25 protein-coding genes are annotated in these 23,327 nt (G+C 72.0%); 16 read left to right on the forward strand and 9 right to left on the reverse strand.

Annotated elements, in window-relative coordinates; translation table 11 throughout:
- Window positions 1-45: 45 nt before the first annotated feature.
- The 5 genes from EW117_RS27750 to EW117_RS27770 all read left to right on the forward strand — a co-directional run bounded on the left by EW117_RS27750 (window position 46) and on the right by EW117_RS27770 (window position 5,215).
- Window positions 46-1,464, forward strand: coding sequence for a cation:dicarboxylate symporter family transporter (locus EW117_RS27750; RefSeq protein WP_129789965.1), 1,419 nt, complete (start codon window positions 46-48; stop codon window positions 1,462-1,464).
- Between the two features lie 247 nt (window positions 1,465-1,711).
- Window positions 1,712-2,680: a class A beta-lactamase gene (gene bla, locus EW117_RS27755; protein ID WP_129789966.1), complete on the forward strand. Its 969-nt coding sequence runs from the start codon at window positions 1,712-1,714 to the stop codon at window positions 2,678-2,680.
- A 119-nt stretch (window positions 2,681-2,799) separates the two neighbouring features.
- Window positions 2,800-3,543 carry an SDR family oxidoreductase gene (locus tag EW117_RS27760; RefSeq protein ID WP_129789967.1) on the forward strand — a complete coding sequence of 248 codons (744 nt, stop codon included), beginning with the start codon at window positions 2,800-2,802 and terminating at the stop codon, window positions 3,541-3,543.
- Window positions 3,544-3,625: 82 nt separating this feature from the next.
- On the forward strand, window positions 3,626-4,516 hold the full coding sequence (locus tag EW117_RS27765) for an SDR family oxidoreductase (protein WP_129789968.1): 891 nt from the start codon (window positions 3,626-3,628) through the stop codon (window positions 4,514-4,516).
- Window positions 4,517-4,549: 33 nt separating this feature from the next.
- Window positions 4,550-5,215 carry a TetR/AcrR family transcriptional regulator gene (locus EW117_RS27770; protein ID WP_129789969.1) on the forward strand — a complete coding sequence of 222 codons (666 nt, stop codon included), beginning with the start codon at window positions 4,550-4,552 and terminating at the stop codon, window positions 5,213-5,215.
- Between the two features lie 101 nt (window positions 5,216-5,316).
- Here the strand turns inward: EW117_RS27770 and EW117_RS27775 are convergent, their stop codons facing one another.
- The gene (locus EW117_RS27775) at window positions 5,317-5,730 is read right to left on the reverse strand and encodes a winged helix-turn-helix transcriptional regulator (protein WP_129789970.1); all 414 of its coding nucleotides are present in this window, start codon (window positions 5,728-5,730) and stop codon (window positions 5,317-5,319) included.
- A gap of 122 nt (window positions 5,731-5,852) precedes the next feature.
- On the opposite strand from EW117_RS27775, the gene EW117_RS27780 reads away from it, so the two are divergent.
- The gene (locus EW117_RS27780; protein ID WP_129789971.1) at window positions 5,853-6,533 is read left to right on the forward strand and encodes an SDR family NAD(P)-dependent oxidoreductase; all 681 of its coding nucleotides are present in this window, start codon (window positions 5,853-5,855) and stop codon (window positions 6,531-6,533) included.
- A 63-nt stretch (window positions 6,534-6,596) separates the two neighbouring features.
- On the opposite strand, the gene EW117_RS27785 is transcribed toward EW117_RS27780, so the two are convergent.
- The 4 genes from EW117_RS27785 to EW117_RS27800 all read right to left on the reverse strand — a co-directional run bounded on the left by EW117_RS27785 (window position 6,597) and on the right by EW117_RS27800 (window position 11,641).
- Entirely contained in the window at window positions 6,597-7,925 is a 1,329-nt protein-coding gene (locus tag EW117_RS27785) for an enolase C-terminal domain-like protein (protein WP_129789972.1), read from the reverse strand.
- Window positions 7,922-9,568 carry an aldehyde dehydrogenase (NADP(+)) gene (locus tag EW117_RS27790; protein WP_129789973.1) on the reverse strand — a complete coding sequence of 549 codons (1,647 nt, stop codon included), beginning with the start codon at window positions 9,566-9,568 and terminating at the stop codon, window positions 7,922-7,924. Before EW117_RS27790 ends, EW117_RS27785 begins: the two co-directional genes overlap by 4 nt.
- Window positions 9,569-9,597: 29 nt before the next feature.
- A complete protein-coding gene (gene kdgD / locus EW117_RS27795; protein ID WP_129789974.1) occupies window positions 9,598-10,554 on the reverse strand; it encodes a 5-dehydro-4-deoxyglucarate dehydratase in 957 nt (318 codons plus the stop codon).
- A gap of 202 nt (window positions 10,555-10,756) precedes the next feature.
- Complete coding sequence (locus EW117_RS27800; RefSeq protein WP_129789975.1) at window positions 10,757-11,641, reverse strand: LysR family transcriptional regulator; 885 nt, start codon at window positions 11,639-11,641, stop codon at window positions 10,757-10,759.
- Window positions 11,642-11,758: 117 nt separating this feature from the next.
- Here EW117_RS27800 and EW117_RS27805 point away from each other — a divergent pair, with 117 nt between their 5' ends.
- The 4 genes from EW117_RS27805 to EW117_RS27820 are packed head-to-tail and all read left to right on the forward strand — an operon-like array spanning window position 11,759 to window position 15,266.
- The gene (locus EW117_RS27805; protein ID WP_129789976.1) at window positions 11,759-12,778 is read left to right on the forward strand and encodes a tripartite tricarboxylate transporter substrate binding protein; all 1,020 of its coding nucleotides are present in this window, start codon (window positions 11,759-11,761) and stop codon (window positions 12,776-12,778) included.
- A 6-nt stretch (window positions 12,779-12,784) separates the two neighbouring features.
- Window positions 12,785-13,285, forward strand: a complete 501-nt coding sequence (locus EW117_RS27810) for a tripartite tricarboxylate transporter TctB family protein (protein WP_129789977.1) — start codon at window positions 12,785-12,787, stop codon at window positions 13,283-13,285.
- Between the two features lie 41 nt (window positions 13,286-13,326).
- Window positions 13,327-14,874, forward strand: a complete 1,548-nt coding sequence (locus tag EW117_RS27815) for a tripartite tricarboxylate transporter permease (RefSeq protein ID WP_129789978.1) — start codon at window positions 13,327-13,329, stop codon at window positions 14,872-14,874.
- Window positions 14,871-15,266, forward strand: a complete 396-nt coding sequence (locus EW117_RS27820; RefSeq protein WP_129789979.1) for a universal stress protein — start codon at window positions 14,871-14,873, stop codon at window positions 15,264-15,266. The genes EW117_RS27815 and EW117_RS27820 overlap by 4 nt, the downstream gene beginning before the upstream one ends.
- A 51-nt stretch (window positions 15,267-15,317) precedes the next feature.
- Here the strand turns inward: EW117_RS27820 and EW117_RS27825 are convergent, their stop codons facing one another.
- Window positions 15,318-16,013: a FadR/GntR family transcriptional regulator gene (locus EW117_RS27825; protein WP_129789980.1), complete on the reverse strand. Its 696-nt coding sequence runs from the start codon at window positions 16,011-16,013 to the stop codon at window positions 15,318-15,320.
- Between the two features lie 94 nt (window positions 16,014-16,107).
- The gene (locus EW117_RS27830; RefSeq protein ID WP_129789981.1) at window positions 16,108-17,250 is read right to left on the reverse strand and encodes an L-talarate/galactarate dehydratase; all 1,143 of its coding nucleotides are present in this window, start codon (window positions 17,248-17,250) and stop codon (window positions 16,108-16,110) included.
- 80 nt (window positions 17,251-17,330) lie between these two features.
- Here EW117_RS27830 and EW117_RS27835 point away from each other — a divergent pair, with 80 nt between their 5' ends.
- From EW117_RS27835 to EW117_RS27855, 5 genes are all read left to right on the forward strand, one after another.
- Complete coding sequence (locus EW117_RS27835) at window positions 17,331-18,272, forward strand: NAD-dependent epimerase/dehydratase family protein (protein ID WP_129789982.1); 942 nt, start codon at window positions 17,331-17,333, stop codon at window positions 18,270-18,272.
- A gap of 119 nt (window positions 18,273-18,391) precedes the next feature.
- A complete protein-coding gene (locus tag EW117_RS27840; protein WP_207212103.1) occupies window positions 18,392-18,796 on the forward strand; it encodes an ArsR/SmtB family transcription factor in 405 nt (134 codons plus the stop codon).
- Window positions 18,793-19,512, forward strand: coding sequence for a cation diffusion facilitator family transporter (locus EW117_RS27845; RefSeq protein WP_129789983.1), 720 nt, complete (start codon window positions 18,793-18,795; stop codon window positions 19,510-19,512). Before EW117_RS27840 ends, EW117_RS27845 begins: the two co-directional genes overlap by 4 nt.
- Window positions 19,505-20,440, forward strand: a complete 936-nt coding sequence (locus tag EW117_RS27850; RefSeq protein WP_207212104.1) for a cation diffusion facilitator family transporter — start codon at window positions 19,505-19,507, stop codon at window positions 20,438-20,440. Before EW117_RS27845 ends, EW117_RS27850 begins: the two co-directional genes overlap by 8 nt.
- Before the next feature lie 143 nt (window positions 20,441-20,583).
- The gene (locus EW117_RS27855) at window positions 20,584-20,964 is read left to right on the forward strand and encodes a nitrilase-related carbon-nitrogen hydrolase (protein ID WP_129789984.1); all 381 of its coding nucleotides are present in this window, start codon (window positions 20,584-20,586) and stop codon (window positions 20,962-20,964) included.
- 60 nt (window positions 20,965-21,024) lie between these two features.
- Here the strand turns inward: EW117_RS27855 and EW117_RS27860 are convergent, their stop codons facing one another.
- Window positions 21,025-21,660 (reverse strand): TetR/AcrR family transcriptional regulator, encoded by a 636-nt coding sequence (locus EW117_RS27860; RefSeq protein WP_129789985.1) that lies wholly within the window; start codon window positions 21,658-21,660, stop codon window positions 21,025-21,027.
- Between the two features lie 94 nt (window positions 21,661-21,754).
- Between EW117_RS27860 and EW117_RS27865 the strand changes: the two genes are divergently transcribed.
- On the forward strand, window positions 21,755-22,177 hold the full coding sequence (locus tag EW117_RS27865; RefSeq protein WP_129789986.1) for a nitroreductase/quinone reductase family protein: 423 nt from the start codon (window positions 21,755-21,757) through the stop codon (window positions 22,175-22,177).
- Window positions 22,178-22,179: 2 nt separating this feature from the next.
- Here EW117_RS27865 and EW117_RS27870 read toward each other — a convergent pair whose 3' ends face one another.
- Window positions 22,180-23,307, reverse strand: coding sequence for an epoxide hydrolase family protein (locus tag EW117_RS27870; protein WP_129789987.1), 1,128 nt, complete (start codon window positions 23,305-23,307; stop codon window positions 22,180-22,182).
- Between the last annotated feature and the right edge of the window lie 20 nt (window positions 23,308-23,327).

A 23,327-nucleotide genomic window follows, 5' to 3' on the forward strand; every position in this document is an offset into this window, starting at 1 on the left:
AGCACTCTTGTCGCTGACCACACAACGTTGTGAGAGGAACACACCATGGCGGCAACGCAGCCCGCCGGCGCCGGGACCACCCCGCGCCGCCGGCTCGACAAGAGTCACTACCTGTACATCGCGGTGATCGTGGCCGTCGTGGCCGGCGTCATCGTCGGGCTCGCGTCGCCCGCGACCGGAGTGGCGCTGAAGCCGCTCGGCAGCGGGTTCGTCGACCTGATCAAGATGATGATCTCCCCGGTGATCTTCTGCACCATCGTGCTGGGCATCGGATCCATAGCGAAGGCCGCGACGGTCGGCCGCGTGGGCGGCCTCGCGCTGCTCTACTTCCTCGTCATGTCCACGTTCGCCCTGGTGATCGGCCTGGTCGTCGGCAACGTTCTGCACCCGGGCGAGGGCCTGTCCGTCACCGGCACGACCTACGAGGCCGAGGGCGAGGCGTCGTCCCTGGTCGACTTCGTGCTCGGCATCATCCCCACCACGCTCGTCTCGCCGCTGACCGGCGAGTCCGTGCTGCAGACCCTGTTCGTGGCGCTGCTCGTCGGGTTCGGCATCCAGCAGCTGGGCGCCCGCGGCAAGCCCGCCCTGGAGGCGGTGCGGCTGATCCAGTCGATAGTCTTCCGCGTCCTGACGATGATCCTGTGGGTGGCGCCGGTCGGCGCGTTCGGTGCCATCGCCGCCGTCGTCGGCGAGACCGGGTGGGGCGCCGTCGTCCAGCTGGGCACCCTGATGCTCGGGTTCTACGTGACCTGCATCCTGTTCATCGTCCTCGTGCTCGGCACCGTGCTGAAGCTCGTGTCGGGCGTGAACATCTTCCTGCTCATGAAGTACCTGGCCCGCGAGTACCTGCTGATCGTCAGCACGTCCTCGTCCGAGGCCGCCCTGCCGCGGCTGATCGCCAAGATGGAGCACCTCGGCGTGTCCAAGCCGGTCGTCGGCATCACGGTGCCGACCGGCTACTCGTTCAACCTGGACGGCACGGCCATCTACCTGACCATGGCGTCACTGTTCATCGCGTCCGCCATGGGGACGCCGCTGTCCGTGCCCGAGCAGATCGGCATGCTCGCCTTCATGATCATCGCCTCCAAGGGCGCGGCCGGCGTCACCGGTGCGGGCCTGGCGACCCTCGCCGGCGGCCTGCAGACCTACCGCCCCGACCTGGTCGACGGCGTCGGGATCATCGTCGGCATCGACCGCTTCATGTCCGAGGCGCGCGCCCTGACCAACTTCACCGGCAACGCCGTCGCGACGGTGGTCATCGGCACCTGGACGAAGGAGATCGACCGCGAGCGCGTGAACCAGGTCCTCGCGGGCGGGATCCCGTTCGACGAGACCGCCGTCGACCCCGCCCACGGCGGTGCGGCCGACGACGCCCCCGCCGACCCGGGCACCGACTCCGCCGACGCGGCCGCCGGGCGCAGCGGCGGCTCCCGGGAGAAGGTGGCCGAGTCGGCCGCGGTCTGACCGACCGCGGGATCTGACCGACGGCGGTCCAGGCACTCTGGGGGTGCCCGGGCCGCCGTCTCTCTCTGCCGCGCTCCCGGCGCACCACCGCCGAACGTAGGCCTGGCCGCTCTCTGGCCACCTGCGCCGCGACTACTCCTACGTTCGACGGCCGGGGCCGCGGCCGAGGCCCGAACGACCACGCATCTGCTGCCACGCCCGGGCCGGTCCTTGGCAGCAGACGCATGGTGAACGAGAGTCGGTCGGTGTGAGCTTCCTGAATCTGCCACGGCTGACGGCGCTGGTGGCCGTGGCCGCACTGTCCCTGACCGCCTGTACCGTGGACGGCGCCGGACCGGGCCCGGATCCCAGCACCCCGGCGGCGGGAAGTGGGGCGGCGGCAACCCCGACGCCCGCTGCGACCCCAATCACGACCCCGACGCCGCCGCGGGCCGACGTCGGCGCCGCCGTCCGCCGCCTCGAGGAGAGGTACGACTCCGTCGTCGGTCTGTACGCCGTCGACACCGGTACGGAGACGGAGGTGACCCACCGTGCCGACCGCCGCTTCGGATACGCCTCGACGTTCAAGGCGTTGGCGGCGGGCGCGGTCCTGGAGCGCAGCGGCCCGGAGGAGCTGGCGCGGGTCGTGAACTACGACGCCGACGACCTCCAGGAGTACTCGCCGGTGGCCGAGCGGCACGTCGACGAGGGTATGACGATGTACCAGATCATCGACGCTGCCGTGCAGCAGAGCGACAACACGGCGGGCAACCTGCTGCTCGACGCGCTGGGCGGGCCCGCAGGCCTGCAGAGCGCGCTGCGCGCGATCGGTGACGAGACCACGAGGCCCGCGCGCTATGAGCCCGAGCTGAACGATGTCGTCGCCGGTGACGTGCGTGACACCAGCACGCCCCGGGCGCTCGCGCACGACCTGCGCGCCTACGGACTCGGTGACGTGCTCGACGACGAGGTCAGGGCGACCTTCGTCGAGGCCCTGCGCGGCAGCGTCACCGGCATGGAGACGATCCGCGCCGGCGTGCCGGAGGGCTGGGTGGTGGGCGACAAGACCGGCACCTCCGGGCGCGGTGGCAGGAACGACATCGGCATCGTCTGGCCGCCCGGCCGCGAGCCGGTCGTGCTGGCGGTACTCACCCAGACGAAGGACCCCGAGGCCGAGCCCGACGACGCCCTCCTCGCGGAGGTCACGGCGGTCGCCGTCGAGGCGCTCGGCGGCTGACCCGCAAGTAGTCACGCGGACGCCGCGTCATGAGATCACCCCCACAAGGATATGGACGCGACGTTCACATCTGTGGTTATATGAACGCACAGTCCACATCAAGACCTCGGGAGCACATCATGAGCACCAGCACCAGCACCTCTCGCGTCGCCCTCGTCACCGGCGGGACGGGCGGCATCGGCCGCACCGTCGTCGAGCGGCTCGCGGCGGACGGCTTCGCCGTCGCCGTGCACTACGCGGGCAACCAGGCCAGGGCCGAGGAGGTCGTCGCGAGCGTCACCGCTGCGGGCGGCCAGGCGATCGCCGTCGGCGGGGACGTCGCCGACGAGGAGGCGATGGCGGCCGCGTTCGACGCGACGGAGGCCGCGTTCGGCGGGATCGACGTCGTGGTGAACACGGCGGGGATCATGGTCCTCGGCCCGGTTGCGAGCTTCGACCTGGCCGACCTCGACCGCATGCACCGCACCAACATCCGTGGCTCGTTCGTCGTCGCGCAGCAGGCGGCCCGCCGGGTCCGGGCGGGCGGCGCGATCATCGGCTTCTCGACGAGCCAGACCCGCCTGCAGCACCCCACCTACGCGCCCTACGCGGCGTCCAAGGCCGCCGTCGAGGCACTGACCCTGGTGCTCGCGCGCGAGCTGCGGGGCAAGGACATCACCGTCAACGCCGTCGCGCCCGGCCCGACGGCCACCCCGCTGTTCCTGGACGGCAAGGACGAGCAGACCATCAAGACCCTCGCGGGGCTCGCGCCGCTGGAGCGGCTCGGCACCCCGGACGACGTCGCCGAGACGGTCGCGTTCCTGGCAGGGCCCGCCCGCTGGGTCAACGGGCAGACCGTCTACGTCAACGGCGGCATCGCCTGACCGGCGGCCCGCGCCCTCCGCGTACCACCCGGACCAGCAGACACATCACGAGCAGCAGACACATCAGGAAGAAGGAATCGTCATGAGCAACGTCATCGTCATCACCGGAGCCTCCTCGGGCTTCGGCGCTCTCACGGCCCGTGCCCTGGCCGACGCCGGCGACACCGTCTACGCGGGCATGCGCGAGACCGAGGGCCGCAATGCGCCACGGGTCGGGGCCGCCCGGGCCTACGCCGAGGAGCACGGCGTGGACCTGCGCGCCATCGAGCTCGACGTCAACTCCCAGACATCGGTCGACGCCGCGGTGGCCCGGATCCAGGCCGAGCACGGCCGCATCGACGTGCTGATCCACAACGCCGGCCACATGGTCGTCGGACCGGCCGAGGCGTTCACGCCGGAGCAGCTCGCCGAGCTGTACGACGTCAACGTCCTGTCCACCCAGCGCGTGAACCGGGCGGTCCTGCCCGGTATGCGCGAGCATGGTGCGGGGCTCGTGATCTGGGTGTCCAGCTCCAGCGTCAAGGGCGGCACCCCGCCGTACCTCGCCCCCTACTTCGCGGCCAAGGCGGGCATGGACTCGCTCGCGGTGTCGTACGCCGCCGAGCTGGCTCGCTGGGGCGTCGAGACCTCGATAGTGGTGCCCGGCTCCTTCACGAGCGGCACCAACCATTTCGCGCACGCCGGCCACCCGGCCGACGCCGACGTGGAGGCCGCCTACGAGACCCGGTACGCCGGTCTGATGGGCCAGGTCGCCGAGAAGCTCGCGGCGCTGGCCCCCGAGGGCGCGGACGCCTCGCTGGTGTCCGACGAGATCACGCGCATCGTCGCCCTGCCGGCGGGGCAGCGGCCGTACCGGGTGCACATCGACCCGGCGGACGACGGGTCCGAGGCGGTCTCCGACCTCGCCGACCGGACGCGCCGCGAGTTCCTCGCCCGCGTGGGCCTGGACGATCTGCTCACGGTGCGCCAGTAGGATCCGGCACCACGGATCCAGGAGGAGACCAACGTGGAGAACCAGCGGACGGCGGCCGCCGTCGACGAGCCGGGCGCGCGAACCCGGGGCCGCGGGCGCCGTCCTGCCGACGAGGTGCGCGGCGACGTGCTGCGCGCCGTCGGCGAGGTGCTGCTCAGCGAGGGGATCGCCGACCTGACGTTCGAGCGGGCCGCGCGCCTGGCCGGCGTCAGCAAGACGACCCTGTACAAGTGGTGGCCCTCCAAGGGGGCGCTCGCGCTCGACGGCTACTTCCACGCAGTCCAGGAGACCCTCGCCTTCCCGGACACGGGCGACATCCGCGCGGACCTGCTGGAGCAGCTCCACGCCTTCGTCCGGCTGATGACCACCACCCCGGGCGGCCGCGTCCTCACGGAGCTGATCGGCGAGTCCCAGACGGACAAGGAGCTCGCGGCCGCGTATCGGTCCCTGTACTCCGCCGAGCGCCGGGCCCTGGCGGGGCAGCGGCTGCGGCGCGCCCAGGAGCAGGGGCAGCTCAGGGACGACGTCGACATGCAGGTCGTGGTGGACCAGCTCTGGGGAGCCGTCTACCACCGGCTCCTCATCCCGGACGAGCCCGTCACCGAGGCCTTCGCCGACGCCCTGGTGAACAACCTCCTGAACGGAATCGCGAACCGCCCTGAGGCGGATGCATTCGGACCCGACACACACGCACCTTGATGTGCCTTTTGTAGAGCTCCGAAAACACACTCACCATGTGGTTACGCACTAGTAGTGAGGTGAGAGGGATGAGCAGGACAACACCGTCGGCGCGAGCGGGCCTAGACGGCGCGGGCCGACTTCTTGCGGCCGACCCCGGTCAGCTCGTGGTCACGCCGACTGGCGGCGACGTCCTCGTGATGCGCGGCCGCCCAGCCCGCGAGCGTCATCACGGCGTCCACCAGCGACCGGCCGAGGCTCGTCAGGGCGTACTCGACGCGAGGCGGCACCTCCGGGTAGGCGGTGCGGGTCAGCAGTCCGTCCCGCTCCAGGGCCTTCAGGGTCACGGTGAGCATCCGCTGCGAGATCCCGGGGATGCTCGCCTGTAGGTCGGAGTAGCGCAGCGGCTCCGCGCCGAGCGTGCTGATGATCAGCACGCTCCACTTGTCGCCGATCCGGTCGAGCACCTCACGGATGAACGCGCTCTCCTCGGGCCATGCCTCGCACGGCCCGCTGATCCTCCTCGATGTCGCCATCTGGTCCGCCTCCCGTTCGCCTTCACGGCAGCGTACAGGCCTTCCGGTCTGTTACCGCATCAACAGTAAGTAAAGCCCGCGGCGCCAAGCTCGCCGTGCGCACCACCGAAAGGAAGCTCGCCATGCCCACCATCGCCATCGTCGGAGCCGGGCCAGGCCTCGGTCTGTCCATCGCCAAGGCATTCGGGGACAACGGATACTCCGTCGCGCTCGTCTCCCGCACCCAGGAGAAGCTCGACACCCTCGCCACGGAGCTGAAGGAGGCCGGGATCGAGGCCGCGGGCTTCGCCGCCGACGTCATGGACCCCGCCTCGGTCACCGCGGCCTTCGACCGGATCAAGGAACGCTTCGGGGCCGTGGACGTCCTGGAGTACTCGCCCGCCCCGCACACGCCCGTCCCCGGCCTGAGCAACCCGGCCCCGCTGGAGGCGAACCGAGCCAACATCCAGCCGCAGATCGACTACTACCTCTACGGCGGGCTCGCGGCCACCGAGCAGGTGCTGCCCGCCATGATCGAGCGCGGCAGCGGCACCATCCTCTACACCACCGGCGGCACCTCCCAGGACCCGCTCTCCGGGCCCGCCGAGTTCACCACCACGACCATCGGCAGCGGTGCGCTGCGCAGCTACGCTCTGAAGCTGCACCAGGCGACCGAGGGCACCGGCGTGTACGTCGCGCACGTCCCGCTCTTCGTCTGGATCGGCAGCGGCGGGCCCGAGACCCAGCCCGCGGCCATCGCTCAGCACTACTGGACCACCCACACCACGCGCGACGGAGCCGAGCAGCCCTACGTCGCCCTCTGACCGGGCGGTGCCGGGCCGGCCTCGGTACGGGGCCGGCCCGCAGGCTCCGCTACCGGAGACCCGTCACCGGACCAGGCACGGCCGCTTCGGGTCGAACTCCCACCCCTCGACCAGGTACTGCATGGCCACGGCGTCGTCCCGCGCGCCCAGCCCGTGGGACAGGTAGAGCTCGTGGGCGGCGGCCAGCCGCTCGCGGTCGAGCTCGACGCCGAGCCCGGGCGTCGTCGGCACCGCGATCGCGCCGTCGCGGATCTGCGGCGGCGCCGTCGTCAGGCCCTGGCCGTCCTGCCAGATCCAGTGCGTGTCGAGCGCGGTGATCGTGCCGGGCGCCGCGGCGCCCACGTGCGTGAACATGGCCAGCGAGACGTCGAAGTGGTTGTTGGAGTGCGACCCCCAGGTCAGCCCGAACTCGTGGCAGAGCTGAGCTACCCGGACGGAGCCCGCCATGGTCCAGAAGTGCGGGTCGGCCAGGGGGATGTCGACGGCGCCCGCGCGCACGGCGTGCGCCATCTCGCGCCAGTCGGTGGCGATCATGTTGGTCGCGGTCGGCAGCCCGGTCGCCCGCCGGAACTCCGCCATCACCTCCCGGCCGGAGAACCGGCCCTCCGCGCCGCACGGGTCCTCCGCGTAGGCGACGACGCCGCGCATGCGCCGGCCGAGCCGGATCGCCTCGGCCAGGGGCCAGCCGCCGTTGGGGTCGAGCGTGATCCGCGCGTCGGGGAACCGCTCCTTGAGCGCGACCACGGTGTCGACCTCCAGGTCGCCGGCCTGGACGCCGCCCTTGAGCTTGAAGTCCGTGAAGCCGTACCGTGCGGCGGCGGCCTCGGCCAGCCGCACGACGTCGTCGGGCGTCATGGCCCGCTCGCGCCGTAGCCGGCCCCATGCGTCGGACGCGTCGTCCCCGCGCAGGTACGGCAGGTCGGTGGCGCCCGGGTCGCCCACGTAGAAGAGGTAGCCGAGCATCGGCACGGACTCGCGCTGGGCGCCGTCGCCGAGCAGCTCGGCCACGGGCACACCGAGGTCCTGGCCGTGCAGGTCCAGCAGCGCGGACTCCAGGGCCGTGACCGCGTGCACCGTGGTGCGCAGGTCGAACGTCTGCAGGCCGCGGCCACCCGCGTCGCGGTCGGCGAATGCTGCCGAGACGGAGCGCAGCAGGCTGCGGTACCGCGCCACCGGCTGCCCGACGACGATCCGGCCCGCCTCCTCGATGGTGGCCCGGATCTTCTCCCCGCCGGGTACCTCGCCGAGCCCGGTGCGGCCGTCGGAGTCGGTGACGATCGCGATGTTGCGCGTGAAGAACGGGCCGTGCGCGCCGGACAGGTTGAGCAGCATCGAGTCGTGGCCCGCGACGGGCACCACCTCGACACGCGCGATCGTGGGGTGGGTGCTCACCGGGCGGCCTCGGCGGGCTCGGCTTCGCTCGGCTCGCCCGCGCCGAGCACGACGTCGAGCACGCCGTCGACGCGCCGCGTCAGGTGCCACGGGTTGTCGGACCGGACCGGCTCGGGCAGCAGGTACTCGGGCAGGTTCTGGTAGGCCACGGGGCGCAGGAACCGCTCGATCGCGAGCGTGCCCACCGAGGTGCTGCGGGAGTCCGACGTCGCCGGGAACGGGCCGCCGTGCACCATCGCGTGCCCGACCTCGACGCCGGTCGGCCAGCCGTTCGCGAGGATGCGGCCGGCGGTGCGCTCCAGGACGGGCAGCAGCGCCGCGGCCGTCTCGCGGTCGGCCTCGGTCAGGTGCAGCGTCACGGTGAGCTGCCCCTCCAGTCGTCCGACGGCGGCCAGCAGCTCCTCGGCGTCCGCGTACCGGACCACCAGCGAGGCGGCGCCGAAGATCTCGGCCTGCAGCACCGGGTTGCTCAGCAGGGTCGGCACGCTGCTCGCGAACACCGCCGGCGCGGGGGCGTTGCGGGTGTCGCCGGGGGAGCCGGCCCCGACCAGGCGCACACCGTCCTGGGCGGCCAGCGCGTCCACGCCGTCCTGCCAGGCCTCGGCGATGCCGGCGGTGAGCATGGTCTGCCCGGCGGCGGCAGCGGCGGCGCGCCCGGTGGCCTCCACGAACGCGTCGCCGCGTGCGCCGTCCGGCACGAACACGAGCCCGGGCGCGGTGCAGAGCTGGCCCGACGAGCCCGTGACCGACGTGAGGTACGCCGCGGCGAGGGTGTCGACGTCGCCGGCCAGGGCGCCGTCGAGCAGGATCGTGGGGTTGATCGAGCTCATCTCGGCGTAGACCGGGATGGGCACGGTGCGTGCGGCGGCCGCCGCGACCAGCGCGAGGCCGCCGCCGCGCGAGCCGGTGAAGCCGACCGCCTGGATGGCGGGGTCGGACACGAGGGCCTGGCCCACGGCGTTGCCCGGCCCGTAGACCAGGGAGAACACGCCGGGGTGCAGGCCGCACTGCGCGACGGCGTCGGCCACCGCACGGCCCACGAGCTCTGCCGTGCCCGGGTGCGCGTTGTGCGCCTTGACGACCACGGGGCAGCCCGCCGCCAGCGCCGAAGCCGTATCGCCGCCCGCGGTGGAGAAGGCGAGCGGGAAGTTGCTCGCGCCGAACACCGCGACGGGCCCGAGGGGCACCTTGCGCTGACGGATGTCGACACGGGGCAGTGGAGCGCGGTCGGGCAGAGCCGGGTCGATCCGCACGCCGCGGTGGTCGCCCTGCCGCACCACCTGCGCGAACAGCCGCAGCTGACCGGTGGTGCGGGCGAGCTCGCCCTTCAGGCGAGCCGCCGGGAGGCCGGTCTCGCGCATGGCGCGCGCGACGACGTCGGGCCCCAGGGCGTCGATGTTCGCCGCGGCCTGCTCGAGGAACTGCGCGTGAGGCTCGGGTGCGAGCGCGGAGAACGAAGCGAACGCGTCCTGCGCGGCGGCCGTCGCCTGGGCGACCTGCGCGTCGTCGAGGAGCGAGTAGGCGGGTTCGAGGGCCTCGGCGGTGGCCGGGTCCTGCCCGGCGAGCGTGCCCGCCGCGCCGACGAGGGGCGAGCCGGCGACTATCGAGTGGCCGGTGAGCTGGGTGGTCGGCTCAGTGGTCATGGCGTGTCTCCTTGTCGAACGTGCGTGGGTCAGCCGGCCAGCGCGGCCGCGCCGGCGTCGTCCGCCGGGCGCGCCCCTGCCGCGTCGAGCAGTGCGCCGAGGTCCGCGAGGTCCTGGGTGGTGAGGTCCTGCAGGGGCGGCCGGACGCTGCCCATGTCGCGGCCGATCGCCTTCATGCCGCCCTTGACGATGGACACCCCGTAACCCTTGGCCCGGTCGCGGATGTCGACGTAGGGCAGCACGAACTGGTTGAGCTTCTCCGTGACCGCCGCGTGGTTCATGCTGCGCACGTCACGGTAGAACGCCAGGGCGAACTCGGGCACGAAGTTGTACATCGCCGAGGAGTAGGTGCTCATGCCGAGCTGCAGCAGCGGCAGCGCGAAGGTCTCCGCGGTGGGCAGCCCGCCCAGATAGAACAGCCGGTCGCCGTTGGCGGCGTAGACGCGGGTGAGCTGCTCGATGTCGCCCAGCGCGTCCTTGAACCCGATGAAGTTGGGGTGCCGCTCGGCCAGCCGGGCCACGGTCTGTGCGGAGTAGACGGCGTTGCCGCGGTTGTAGACGATCACCCCGAGGCTCGTGGCGGCGCAGATGGCGGAGGCGTGCTCCAGCAGGCCGTCCTGGTCCGCCTCGGTGAGGTACGGGGGCAGCAGCAGGAGCCCCTCGGCGCCGGCGGCCTCCGCGGCGCGCGCGTTCTGGATCGCCTGGGCGGTGTTGCCGCCCGCGCTGCCGAGCACCGGGGTGCGCCCGGCGGCGGCCTCGACGGCGAGCCGGACCACGCGGGCCGACTCCTCGGGTGTCAGGCTGAAGCCCTCGCCTGTGCCACCCGCGGCGAACAGGCCGCCGATCTGGAAGCTCGACTGCCAGTCGATGTGCTCGCGGTAGCGCTGCTCGTCGATCTCCCCGTCCCCGGCGAACGGGGTGACGGGGAAGGACAGCAGCCCGTCCTTGAGGGCGACGGCGAGCTCCTGGGGTGCGTACGTGGCCAAGGTGGCCCCTCCTGTGACAGACGTCGGCGATGGCGTGCTGGATACGGCTACGGTTCGCCGCCACCGTAGGAACCGCCCACGATGCCTGTCCAAGCCCAATCGTGCATCGATTCATACTTGACCAGCATCACCCCTTCGCTGAGTGCTGGATTTTCGCCCCGTTCCGGGCGTCTGGAGGGGCGAAGATCCAGCACCCAACGGGCTAGTCGTGGACCGGGTGCAGGAAGGTCAGGAAGTTGTGGAGGGCCGGGTTCTTGGACGTCCGGTCCCAGATGGCGTGCAGCTCGACGACGCCGTGCGGTACGTCGCCGAGCTCGAGGAACGTCACGCCGGGCAGCCCCAGCAGGCGGGCCGACTCGGGGACGAACGCCACGCCGCGTCCGGCGGCGACCAGCGAGCACATCGTCAGGATCTGGCTGACCACGTGCACGACGTTGGCGTGCTCGACGGTGATGTACCGGACCACCATGTCGTAGAAGTAGCGCGCCTTGGTCGGGTGATGCCCGATCAGCGGCTGCTCGCGCAGGTCGGCGACGACCACCGGCCGGTCCAGCCGGGTGAGCGGGTGCCCGTGCGGGACGGCGAGGACGAGGTCCTCGGACAGCAGGAGCCGTGAGTCGAAGCTCTCCTGGTCGAACGGGGGACGGCCGAGCGCCAGGTCGAGCTCGCCCCGGCGGATCGCCTCGATCTGCTCGATCGTGACGAGCTCCCGGAGATCGAGGTCGACGTCGGGCATGAACTCGGCGATCTCCTGGACGAGCGTGCCCAGGAGGCTGAACCCCGAGGCGGCGGTGAACCCGAGGCGCAGGACGCCGGCCCGGCCCGCGGCGATCCGCCGGGCCAGGGCCGGGGCGGCGTCGGCGGCGGTGAGCAGACGCCGGGCCTCCTCCAGGAACACGGTGCCCGCAGTCGTCAGCTCGACGTGCCGGTTGTCCCGCTCCAGGAGCGCGACGCCGACGGCGCGCTCGAGCTTCTGGACCTGCCGGCTCAGTGGTGGCTGGGTCATGTTGAGCCGCGCGGCGGCGCGGCCGAAGTGCAGTTCTTCCGCCACTGCCAGGAAGCAGCGGACCTGGTCGAGGGTGTACACGATGCCTTCCGAGAATCAAGCAATGCAGTAAGAGGCTTAGACAGGCATCGTATGGCGTTCCTATGCTCAACGCCCGACCGGGATCCCCTGTTCAGAATCTCAATGAGGAGAGCTGTGATGACAACTCTTTCGCGCAGAAGCCCGCGCATCCGCCGGGCCCTGCTGGGTGCGACCGCCGCCGGCGCCGCGCTGACCCTTGCCGCGTGCGGCGGGAACGTGGGCGCCGCGGGCGGCGGCGAGGGCGCTGACTTCCCGACCGGCCCCGTGACCATCTCGGTGGGTGCGGAGGCCGGCGGCTCCACCGACGTGATCGCCCGCGCCGTGGCCGAGGGCATGGCCGAGGACCTCGGGGTGGCGGTGCCCGTCGTGAACCGGGCGGGGGCCAACGGCGCCCTGGCCACCGAGGAAGTGGCGGGCAAGCCCGCCGACGGGTACGAGCTGGTGATTCTCAACGCGTCCCTGATCACGATCACGCCCCTGGCGGTGTCCGAGGACGAGGCGGTGGACATCGCCGACCTCGACGTGCTCAAGGGCCTCTCCCAGGACGACTACGTGCTGATCGCCAGCCCGGAGTCCGGTTTCGAGACCCTCGACGACCTCAAGGACGCGTCCGGCGAGATCAAGTACGGCACCACCGGTGTGGGCACCGGCTCGCAGCTCGCGCAGGCCGTGCTGTTCAAGCAGGCCGAGATCGACGGCACCGCCGTCCCGTTCGACTCCGGCTCGCCCGCGCTCACCGCCGTCGTCGGCGACCAGGTGCAGGTGGCCACCGTGCAGCTCGGTGAGGCCAAGCCGCAGATCGACGCCGGGAACGTGGTGCCGCTGCTGGCGTTCTCCGCCGAGCGGAACCAGTTCCTGCCCGACGTGCCGACCGCGGTCGAGGAGGGCTACGACGTGCCCGTCTCGCAGTACCGCGCGGTCGCCGCGCCCAAGGGCCTGCCCGAGGACGTCAAGGCCCGGCTGATCGAGTCGATCGACGCCACCATCGCGACGGACGCCTACAAGGAGTTCAACGAGAACAACCTCTTCACGCCGCACGAGATCTCGGGCGACGAGGTCACCACGGAGTGGACCGAGCTCGGCGAGAAGTACCGGGCGCTCACCGAGGAGTACGACATCAACCTCGCGGAAGGCTGAGCGGTCGTGGAGAGCACAGCTGTCGATCCGGCCGGCCCGGCCGGCGCACTGGCTGACGACGCGCCGCCGTCCGCCGGCCCGGTGGCGAACCTCGCCGCCTGCGTGGTGACGACCGGCGTCGGCGTGGCCGGCGTGGTGGGGGCGACGGCGCTGGGCCTGGGCACACCCGCGCAGCCGGGTGCGGGGCTCTGGCCGCTGGCGATCAGCGTCGCCATGGTGGTGCTGTCGCTCGCCCAGCTGCTCGTCGGACGCCGCGGCGGCGACGGTGAGAAGTTCTCCCGGTACTCGTGGCTCTCGCTGGCCGGCCTCGCGACCCTGCTCGGGCTCGTGGCGCTGCTGCCCGTGATCGGCTTCGAGATCCCCGCGCTGCTGCTGAGCCTCGTCTGGATGAGGTTTCTCGGCGGGGAGTCCTGGCGCTCCGCCGTCCTGTACTCGGTGCTCGTCGTGGGAGTGCTCTACGGGGTCTTCGTCGGGGCGCTCGGTACGAACGTCCCGCACCTCCTCTGACCTGACCGCACCGCTCAGACTGCACCACAAGGGAATCGCACGTGGAATCGCTGCAGAACGTCCTCGCCGGCTTCGCCGTCGTGCTGGAACCGACGAACCTCCTGTACTGCCTGGTCGGGGTGGTCATCGGCATGCTCATCGGGGTGCTGCCGGGCCTCGGCCCGGCGGCCACCATCGCCATCCTGCTCCCGCTGACCTACGGGGTGGAGCCGGTCACCGCGATCATCATGCTCGCCGGGATCTTCTACGGTGCCCAGTACGGCGGCACCATCACCTCGGTGCTGCTGCGGCTGCCCGGTGAGGCCAGCTCCGTGGTCACCGTCCTGGACGGGCACGCGCTCGCCCGCCAGGGGCGCGCGGGGACGGCGCTCGGCGTCGCCGCCGTCGGCTCGTTCATCGGTGGCACCGTCGCCATCATCGGTCTGACGTTCCTCGCGCCGCTGGTGGCGGGCTTCGCCCTCGACTTCGGGCCGCCCGAGTACGCGGCCCTCGCCCTCCTGGGCATCCTGCTGGTCTCGACGATCGCGTCGGGCGCGCGTGTCAAGGCGCTCATCGCGGCCACGATCGGGCTCCTGCTGGCCACCGTCGGGCGCGACGCGTTCACGGGCGCCGAACGGTTCACGTTCGACAACCTGAGCCTGGCCGACGGCATCGACTTCGTCCCCGTCGCCATGGGCCTGTTCGGCCTCGGCGAGATCCTCTACAACCTGGAGGAGCGGCACCGCGCGGTGCAGGCGCCCGGCAAGGTCGCCAACGCCTGGCCCTCCCGCAAGGACCTGCGGGAGTCCTCCGGCGCCGTGACCCGCGGTTCCGTGCTCGGGTTCTTCCTCGGCATCCTGCCCGGCGGCGGCGCGACCATCGCCTCCATGGCGGCGTATGCCGCAGAGAAGAGGCGTGCCAAGGACCCGAGCCGGTTCGGCAAGGGCGCCATCGAGGGCGTCGCCGGCCCGGAGACGGCGAACAACGCCGCCGCCACCAGCTCGTTCATCCCGCTGCTCACCCTCGGCATCCCCGCCAACGCGACCATGGCGCTGATGTTCGGCGCGCTGCTCATCCAGGGCATCACGCCCGGCCCGCAGCTCGTGACCGAGCATCCCGAGCTGTTCTGGGGCGTCGTCAACTCGATGTACATCGGCAACGTGCTGCTGCTGATCATGTCGATCCCGCTGGTGGGCCTCTTCGTCCGCATCCTGCGGGTGCGCGCGGCGATCCTCGCCCCCGTCACCGCGCTGATCACCATGATCGGCGCCTTCACGATCAACAACTCCGTCTTCGACGTGCTGCTGGTCGTCGTCTTCGGCGCCATCGGCTACCTGATGAAGAAGTTCGGCTTCGAGCCCGGGCCGCTCGTCCTGGCGTTCGTGCTGGGCTCGCTGCTGGAGGACAGCCTGCGGCGCTCGCTGCTGATGTTCGACGGCTCCGCGGCCGGCTTCTTCACCCGCCCGATCTCCGCGACGCTGCTGGTGGCGTTCGTGGTGGTGGCGGTGCTGCCCCTGGTCCGGTCGGTCCGGGGGCGGCGGACGGCGGGGTCTGGGTCGGGGTCGGCGTCTGGTGGGTCCGTGCAGAACCGAGAGGAAGAGTCAGTATGAGCATCGTCGTGGGCTACGTCCCCACTCCCGCGGGGGAGGCCGCCGCACAGGCGGCGATCACCGAGGCCGGACTGCGGGGCGAGGACCTGCTGGTCGTGAACTCGGCGCGGGAGGGTTCGCTGGTGGAGACTACGGTCGCCTCGGACGAGGACCTCTCCCGGGTGCTCGCCTCCGCCAAGGATGCCGGCGTGCGGGCGGAAGTGGTGCGCGGCACGCACCGCGACGACTTCACCGACGAGATCCTCGACCTGGCCGAGCAGCACGACGCCTCGCTGATCGTGATCGGCCTGCGACGGCGCAGCACGGTGGGCAAGTTCATCATGGGCTCGGTGGCGCAGCGCATCCTGCTGCAGGCGGAGCACCCGGTGCTGGCGGTCAAGCCGCCGCGCTGACCGGTTGGGGCTGTCGCTGGCGGCTGGCGGCCGGCGGGCGTGGGGCGCGGGTCAGGGGGCGGTGGGGTGGCCGGACTCCTGGAGGAGGCGGCGGCGCGAGCCCGCCAGGTGAACCCGCATCGCCGCGGAAGCGGCTAGCGGGTCTCGGGCCTCCAGCGCCGCGAGCACGGCGCGGTGCTCCTGCACGACGGCGGCGAAGCGGCCGCCGTCGTGCCGGTCCAGCCGGCCGCGCGGCATGGCGATCATCTGGGGGCCCAGCCGGTCCAGGGACTCCAGCAGGAACCGGTTGGCGGCCGACTCGGCCACCAGCCGGTGGAACGCGAAGTCGTGCTGCATGGCGGTGGCCGGATGGCCGTCGGACGCCGCCAGTAAGTCGAGCCGGTCCGCCAGCGCCGCGAGCTGCGTCGGCGTGCGCCGGGTGGCGGCGAGTGCGGCGGCCTCGGTTTCCAGCGCCAGGCGGTATTCGACCAGCGCGAGCCGGTCCTCCAGCGAGCGGGCCAGCGGCCGGGCGCCGCCGTCGGCGTCGGCGGCCGGGGGAGTGAGCGCGTAGCTGCCGCTGCCGCGCCGCGTGTGGACCAGGCCCTCGAGATTCAGGCGGCCGATCGCCTCGCGGACGACCGTTCGGCTGACCCCGTGCTCGGTGGCGAGCCGCGGCTCGCTGGGCAGCTTCTCGCCCGGCGCGATCTCGCCGTTGACGATGCGGGTCCGCAGCGTATCCACCAGGGTGCCGCTCAGGGTCTGGGCCATGTCCTCATGCTTCCATCCGCTCCTTGTTGTGGGCGTGATCCTTGCGACCTCCCGCCCGTCTTAGGCGCAATGTTCGCGCCCACAGCAAGGAAGTTCAGTGCGTGAAGGTGGCCGTGTCCGTGGTCCAGGCGCGGGCCTGGTCGCTGAGGGTGACGCCGAGGCCTGGGCGGTCCGGGACGAGCATGCGGCCGTCCTTCGTCTCCAGCCGCTCGTTGAACAGCGGGTCGAGCCAGTCGAAGTGCTCCACCCAGGGCTCGCGCGGGTACGTGGCGGCCAGGTGCAGGTGGATCTCCATCGCGAAGTGCGGCGCGAGGTCCAGGCCGGCCTGGTCGGCGAGCGTGAGCAGGCGCAGGAACTGTGTGATGCCGCCCACGCGCGGTGCGTCCGGCTGGATGACGTCGCACGCGCGGGTGGCGATGAGCCGCTCGTGCTCCGCGACCGACGCGAGCATCTCGCCCGTGGCGACCGGCGTGTCCAGCGCGGCGGCGAGGGCGGCGTGGCCCTCGGCGTCGTACGCGTCCAGCGGCTCCTCGATCCAGACCAGGTCGAACTCCTCCAGGCGCCGGCCCATGCGCAGGGCGGTGCCGCGGTCCCACTGCTGGTTCGCGTCGACCATGAGCGGGACGTCGGGGCCGATGTGCTCCCGGACGGCGGCGACGCGGGCGAGGTCGCGGGTGGCGTCGGGCAGGCCGACCTTGATCTTGATGCCGCCGATGCCCTCGGTGATCGACCGGCTCGCGCGCTCCTTCACCTCCTCGATGCTCGCGTTCAGGAAGCCGCCCGAGGTGTTGTACGTGCGCACGGAGTCGCGGTGGGCGCCGAGCAGCTTGGCCAGGGGCAGGCCCGCGCGCTTGGCCTTGAGGTCGTACAGGGCGATGTCGATGGCGGCCAGCGCCTGGGTCGCCAATCCCGAACGGCCCACCGACGCGCCCGCCCACACCAGCTTCGTGTAGAGCTTGGCGATGTCGTTGGGGTCCTCGCCGACGGCGGTCTGCGCCACCTCCTTGGCGTGCGCGTACTGGGCGGGACCGCCGGCGCGCTTGGAGTAGGAGAACCCGACGCCCTCGAATCCCTGCTCCGTGGTGATCTCCGCGAAGAGGAAGACGACCTCGGTCATGGGCTTCTGGCGGCCGGTGAAGACCTTGGCGTCGGAGATGGCGGTGGCCAGCGGAAGCGTAGCGGTCGAGAGCCGCACGGTCCGGATGGCGTCGGGCTGGTAGGCGGGCTGGTAGGGCATGACGCTCCTTTGCGAGGGGTGTGCAAGTGAGCATACAAATAACGAACCTGTATGACGAATATGGATGGCACTCTGAGCCCATGACCACGCATCTCGTCGTCGGCGCAGGCCCCGTCGGCACCGCCCTCGCGTCCCGGCTCTCGCAGGCCGGCCGCACCGTCCGCGTCGTGACCCGCTCCGGTGGCGGACCCGAGCTTCCCCGCGTCGAGCGGATTGCCCTCGACGCGACCGACGCGACGGCGCTCGCGGACGCCGCGCGCGGCGTCGGCGTGCTGTACAACTGCGCGAACCCCGGGCCCTACCTGGAGTGGGAGCGCGGATGGCCGCCGCTGGCGGCCTCGGTGCTGCACGCGGCCGAGACGTCGGGCGCGGTGCTCGTCACCCTCGGGAACCTCTACGGTTACGGCCCGGTGGATGGTCCGATGACGCGGGACCGGGCGCTCGCGCCGTCGGGCCCCCTGGGCGAGGTCCGGGCCCGGATGTGGCAGGACGCGCTCGCCGCGCACCGGGCCGGCCGCGTGCGGGTCACGGAGGCGCGTGCCTCCGACTACATCGGGCCGTCCGTGCCCGACTCGCACGGGCTGCTGCCGATGTACGCGGCCGCCACCCTCGCCGGGAAGCCGGCGTTCGTCGTGGCGGACCCGGACCAGCCGCACACCTGGACCGCCGTCGACGACGTCGTCGCGACCCTCATCGCGCTCGGCGCCGACGACCGGGCCTGGGGCTCGCCGTGGCTCGTGCCGTCGAACCCGCCGGCGACCGTCCGCGAGGTGCTGCGCGAGCTGGGCACCCGGGCCGGGACGGGCGAACCTCGGCTGCGGCGCGTGCCGCGGGTCGCGCTGCGCACCGGCGGCCTCGCCCTGCCGGTGGTGCGGGCTGCGCTGGGCGTGCTGTACCAGTTCGACCGGCCGTTCGTCGCCGACGGGTCCGACACCAGCAACGTGCTCGGCGTCCGGCCGACGCCGTGGACGCAGGTGCTGGACGCGACGTCGGCGGCGTGGCGCGCCCGCACGACTGAGTAACGCACCTGCCTTGGTTGTGGGCGTGACCGTTGCGCCTAAAACCGGCAGGTAGGCGCAACCGTTGCGCTCACAAGCAAGGGGTCGTGGCGTCGGGGCGGAGCGGCTGTTAGCATCGCCAGATGGCGATGATAGAGGCGGGTAGCGATACAGTCCCCGACGAGGCTGCGGCGATGGCCGTGGCCGCCTGTCTGTTCCACGGGTTCTCGGACCCCTCGCGGCTCGCGATCCTGCGGCACCTCGCGCTCGGTGAGCACCGCGTGGTGGACTTGACCGGGCACCTGGGCCTGGCGCAGTCGACGGTCTCCAAGCACCTCGCTTGCCTGCGCGACTGCGGGCTGGTCGAGTCGCGGCCCGAGGGCCGGGCGTCGATGTTCTCGCTGACCCATCCGGAGGCGACGCTCGCGGTGCTGGAGTCCGCCGAGCGGCTGCTCTCGCTGACCGGCGACGCCGTGGCGCTGTGCCCGGTGTACGGGGTCGACGGTTCCGCGATGCACACTTCCGTGCCCGCCGGGCTCGCGTCGTGAGCGGGGCGGGGCAGGCGACGTCGCGGCGGGCGGATCCCGCGGAGGTCGAGCGCCTGACCCGGCGCGGACTGCGCCTGGCCCAGTTCACGGTCGCCTACAACGTGGTCGAGGGTGTCGTGGCGATCATCGCCGGCGTCCTCGCCGGGCTGGTCTCGGTGATCGGGTTCGGCATCGACTCCGGGATCGAGTCGATCGCGGCGGTGCTCGTGGGCCTGCGCCTGGCCGCGCGGCTGCGGCACGGCGAGGCTGACGAGCGCAAGGAGCGGCTCACCCTCCGGCTCGTCGCGATCACGTTCTTCCTGCTGGCCGGGTACGTCACCGTCGAGGGCATCCGCAGCCTGGTGGCCGGCGAGACGCCGGAGCGCTCATCGCTCGCGATCGGGCTCCTGGTCGCCTCGCTCGTCGTGATGCCGCTGCTGGCCGAGGCGAAGCGGCGTGTCGGCGTGGCCCTGGCCGACCCGCTGATCCTGGCCGACGCCGCCGAGACCCGGATCTGCGTCCTGCTGTCCGTGTCGACGCTGCTCGGCCTCGTCGTCTTCGCGCTGACGGGCGCCGGCTGGGTCGACGCGGTGGCCGGCTTCGTCATCGCGGCGTTCGCCATCCACGAGGGGCGCGAGGCGTGGGAGGGCGAGCTGGCCCACGACCACGGTCACGACGATCACGATCATGACGACCACGACGTCGTCGGTAACGGCAGGGCAGCCACCGATGGCTGACCACAACCACGGCGGACACTCGCACGGTGGCGCCCACGGTGCGCAGGGCGGTCGGCGGCGTCTGGCCGTCGCGTTCGGGATCACGGCATCGGTCTTCGCGGCCCAGGCCGTGGGCGCCCTGCTCACCGGGAGCCTCGCGCTGCTGGTCGACACCGCGCACATGCTCACCGACGTCGCGGGCCTGGCCATCGCCCTGTTCGCCGCGTCGCTCGCGCTGCGGCCGCCGTCGCCGCGCCGGACCTGGGGCTTCCGGCGCGCCGAGGTGCTGGCCGCGCTCGCCCAGGCCGCCGTGCTGCTCGCCGTCGGCGTCTATGCCGTCGTCGAGGGCGTGAGCCGCCTGGCCGGCCCGGCCGAGGCGCCGGGGCCGGGCCTGCTGGTATTCGGCATCGTGGGCCTCGCCGGGAACGTCGTGGCGCTGCTGGTGCTGGCGGGCGGCAGGTCGGCGTCGCTCAACCTGCGCGCCGCCTTCCTGGAGGTGATGAACGACGCGCTCGGGTCGGTGGCGGTGATCGTGGCCGCCGTCGTGATCGCCACGACCGGATGGCAGCGGGCCGACGCCGTCGCCGGGCTCGTCATCGCGCTGCTGATCCTGCCGCGGGCGGTCCGGCTCCTGGTCGACTCGGCGAACGTACTGCTGGAGTCCACGCCGTCCGGCATCGACCTGGACCAGGTCCGGGCCCGCCTGCTCGAGGTGGACCACGTCGAGGACGTTCATGACCTGCACGCCTCCCTCGTCGCCACCGGGCTACCGATCATCAGCGCGCATGTAGTGGTGCGGGACGTCTGCTTCCGCGACGGGCACGCGCCCCCGGTCCTCGATGCCCTGCAGCGGTGCGTCGCCACCCAGTTCGACGTGCCGGTGGAGCACTCGACCTTTCAGCTCGAGCCCGCCGAGCATGCCCGCCACGAGGCACCGACGCACGCGTGACTCTCGCCGATACGCCCAGAACTGTCCTGCTCAGCGGACCGCCGGCCACGCCGTAGAGTGGCGACCTCGTTCATTTCCGGCAGGCGCGGTCGCCCTCCCACGGGTGGTGCTACCGCGGCTGGCCCGTTGATCTGGAGTGCCACATGCCAGGACCGCTCACTGTCGCCGTCGCCCCGGGCGAGAAGCCGGCGGTCATGGTCCTCGACGGGTGGAGGCTGGGGCTTGCCATCTGCTTCGATGCCGCTACGCCGCAACATGCCGCGGACACTGCGGCGCTGGGTATGGACGCCTACGTGGCGAGCACCCTCTACGGCGCGAGCCCTGATTCGCCGGCCCGCCGCGATGGGCACATGCGGGATCGGGCGGCCGCACACGGGATCTGGGTGGTGCTGTCGACCGCCGCAGGGCCGAGCGGGGAGTTCGCGGAGACCTCTGGTGGCTCCGGAGTCTGGGCACCAGGCGGGAACCTGCACGTCCAGGCGGGAACTCGAGCGGGAGACGTAGCGGTCGCGACCCTCACCTGACCGTCGGACCGTTTGGCCGCCGGCGGCGCCTCGTTCGATCTCCCCGGTCCCCGAACAACCTCAGGCATCGTCAGGTGCAGGTGGAGCGCCCGCGTCGCTGCAGACGCGCTCGACCAGGTAGCGCCAGCCCGCCTCGAAGCGCTTGGTGGGCGCTGGGCTGTTCGGCCCGGGGCTCTGGAAGGGCTGGTTCAGGAGCGGGCCCTCCAGCGCGAACGTGAGCTGGCCGGCGAGCAGGTCGATGTCGGCGCGCGGCAGCTCGATCTCTCGCAGCAGGATCCGGATGTGGATCTCGGACAGTGGAGGCCGGCGAGGGCCGCCCTGCTTGCGGCCGTCGATCGCCGCCCGGGCAATCTCGTGGTTCTGCGCGAGGAAGCGGATGCGGGCGGAGCCGTAGGCGATGAGGCGGTCCACGGGCGGCGCGCCGGGGCCGAGCGGCGGCGGGCCGGTGAGGATCTCCTGCTGCAGGGTGCGCTCGTTGTCGTCCAGAACCGCCTGGAAGATCCCGGCCCGGCTACCGAATCGCCGGAACACGGTGCCCTTGCCGAGCCCGGAGCGTTCGGCCAGCCGGTCCATCGTGAGGGCGTCGGAGCCCGCCTCGGCGAGGAGCTCGCGGGCGGTGGCGAGGAGCAGCTGCCGGTTGCGGGCCGCGTCGGCCCGCTCCGGTTGTGGCGTGCCCCACATCAGCGGTGTGCTCATGCCCGGATGCTATCGACGATCCCCTAAGCGGGGTAAAGTCCGCTTAGGTCGGCCAGCGTGGCCGACCAGGACGCATGGGGGCGAGATGGCAGACATGAACAGCGAGATCATCGAGGCGTACCGGGCCAGGTCGGGCGTGCTGGGTGACGACGTCATGGGCGGGCACTTCACCGGCAAGCGCCTGGTGCTGCTGCACCATGTCGGGCGCGTCAGCGGCAAGGAGTACGTGACGCCGCTCGTGGCCGCGGCCGACGGCGACGCCTACGTCATCTGCGGCTCGCTCGGCGGCGCGCCGAAGGACCCGGCCTGGGTGGCGAACGTCGAGGACGGCCCCGGCGAAGCCACCATCGAGCTCGGCGCCAAGACGCTCCGCGTGACCACCACGGTGGTGCGTCCGACGTCGTCCGAGTGGGAGCGGCTCTACGGCATCTGGGCCGAGTACTGGCCGGACGCCAAGGAGTACGAGACCCACACCGACCGCAAGTTCCCGGTCATCCGGCTCGTGCCCCAGCCCTGAGCTCAGCCTTCCAGCGACCGGACGAAGTCTCGTACACGTACCGCCATCTCGTTCGGCACCTCCGCGACCGTGAAGTGCCCGCCCTCGTCGAGGCGGTCGAACACGCGCAGGCCGAGGTAGTGGCTGCGCGCGAGCGACTCGGGGTACGTCGCCTCGTGTCGCTGGATGAGAACGGCCGCGGGCACGGTGGTCGGCGGGATCGGGCCGGGCTGGTCGGCGCCCTCGTAGTACGAGCGGAACGACGACGCGATCGTCTGCGTCGCCCAGTAGATCGTCGCCTCCGTGAGGATGCGGTCCCGCGAGATACGCCGCTCCACCGCTCGCGGATCGCCGGGCGGGGTGTCGCTCCACTCGACGAGCTTCTCCGTGAGCCAGGCCAGCAGGCCGGCGGGGGAGTCGTTGAGCGCGGTCGCCAGCGTATCGGGTCTGGTGGCCTGGACGTGGCCGTAGGCGCCTTCGCTCTGGTGCCGTGCGGCGATCCCGTCGAAGAACGTGGTGACGTCCGGGTCGTCGAGAGCGGCACGTTCCTCGGCGGTGGGGAAGTGCGCGTGCGTCGCTACGATCCCAGCCACGTGCTCGGGAAAGCTGGCGGCGATCAGGTCGCTGACGTTCGCCGTGACGTCCTCGCCGTACGTGACGTACCGCTCGTACCCGAGCACGTCCGTCATGAGCGCGTGCATGGTGGTGGCCAGCCGCTTCTCCGACATCTCGCCGCTGGCGTAGGGCGACGAGAACCCGAACCCGGGCAGGCTCGCGACGACCACGTGGAAGTCGGGCAGCAGGTCCGCGAAGTCGAGCTGTAGCGCGAACGTGTGCGGCCAGCCGTGCAGCACCAGGAGCGCCGGGGCGTCCGCGGCGTCCGCGCGCAGGTGTACGAAGTGCAGGTCGACGTCGTCCAGCTCGGCGATGTACTGCGGGTGCCCGTTGAGCCAGGCCTCCCGCGAGCGCCAGTCCCAGCTGATCCACTGGTCGACGAGCTCGCGCAGGTAGGCGGCGCTCATGCCCGACGGCGGACGCCGGGGCGAGTCGTCGGGGATCCGGCTGCGCGCGAGCCGCTCGCGCAGGTCGGCGAGGACCTGGTCGGGCACGTGGATCGTGAAGGGCCGGGGCTCGCTGGCGGGTCTGCTCATGGAGACGACGTTAAGCCGCA

The sequence above is a fragment of the Promicromonospora panici genome (assembly GCF_900608595.1).
In the GTDB taxonomy this organism is placed as follows: domain Bacteria; phylum Actinomycetota; class Actinomycetes; order Actinomycetales; family Cellulomonadaceae; genus Promicromonospora; species Promicromonospora panici.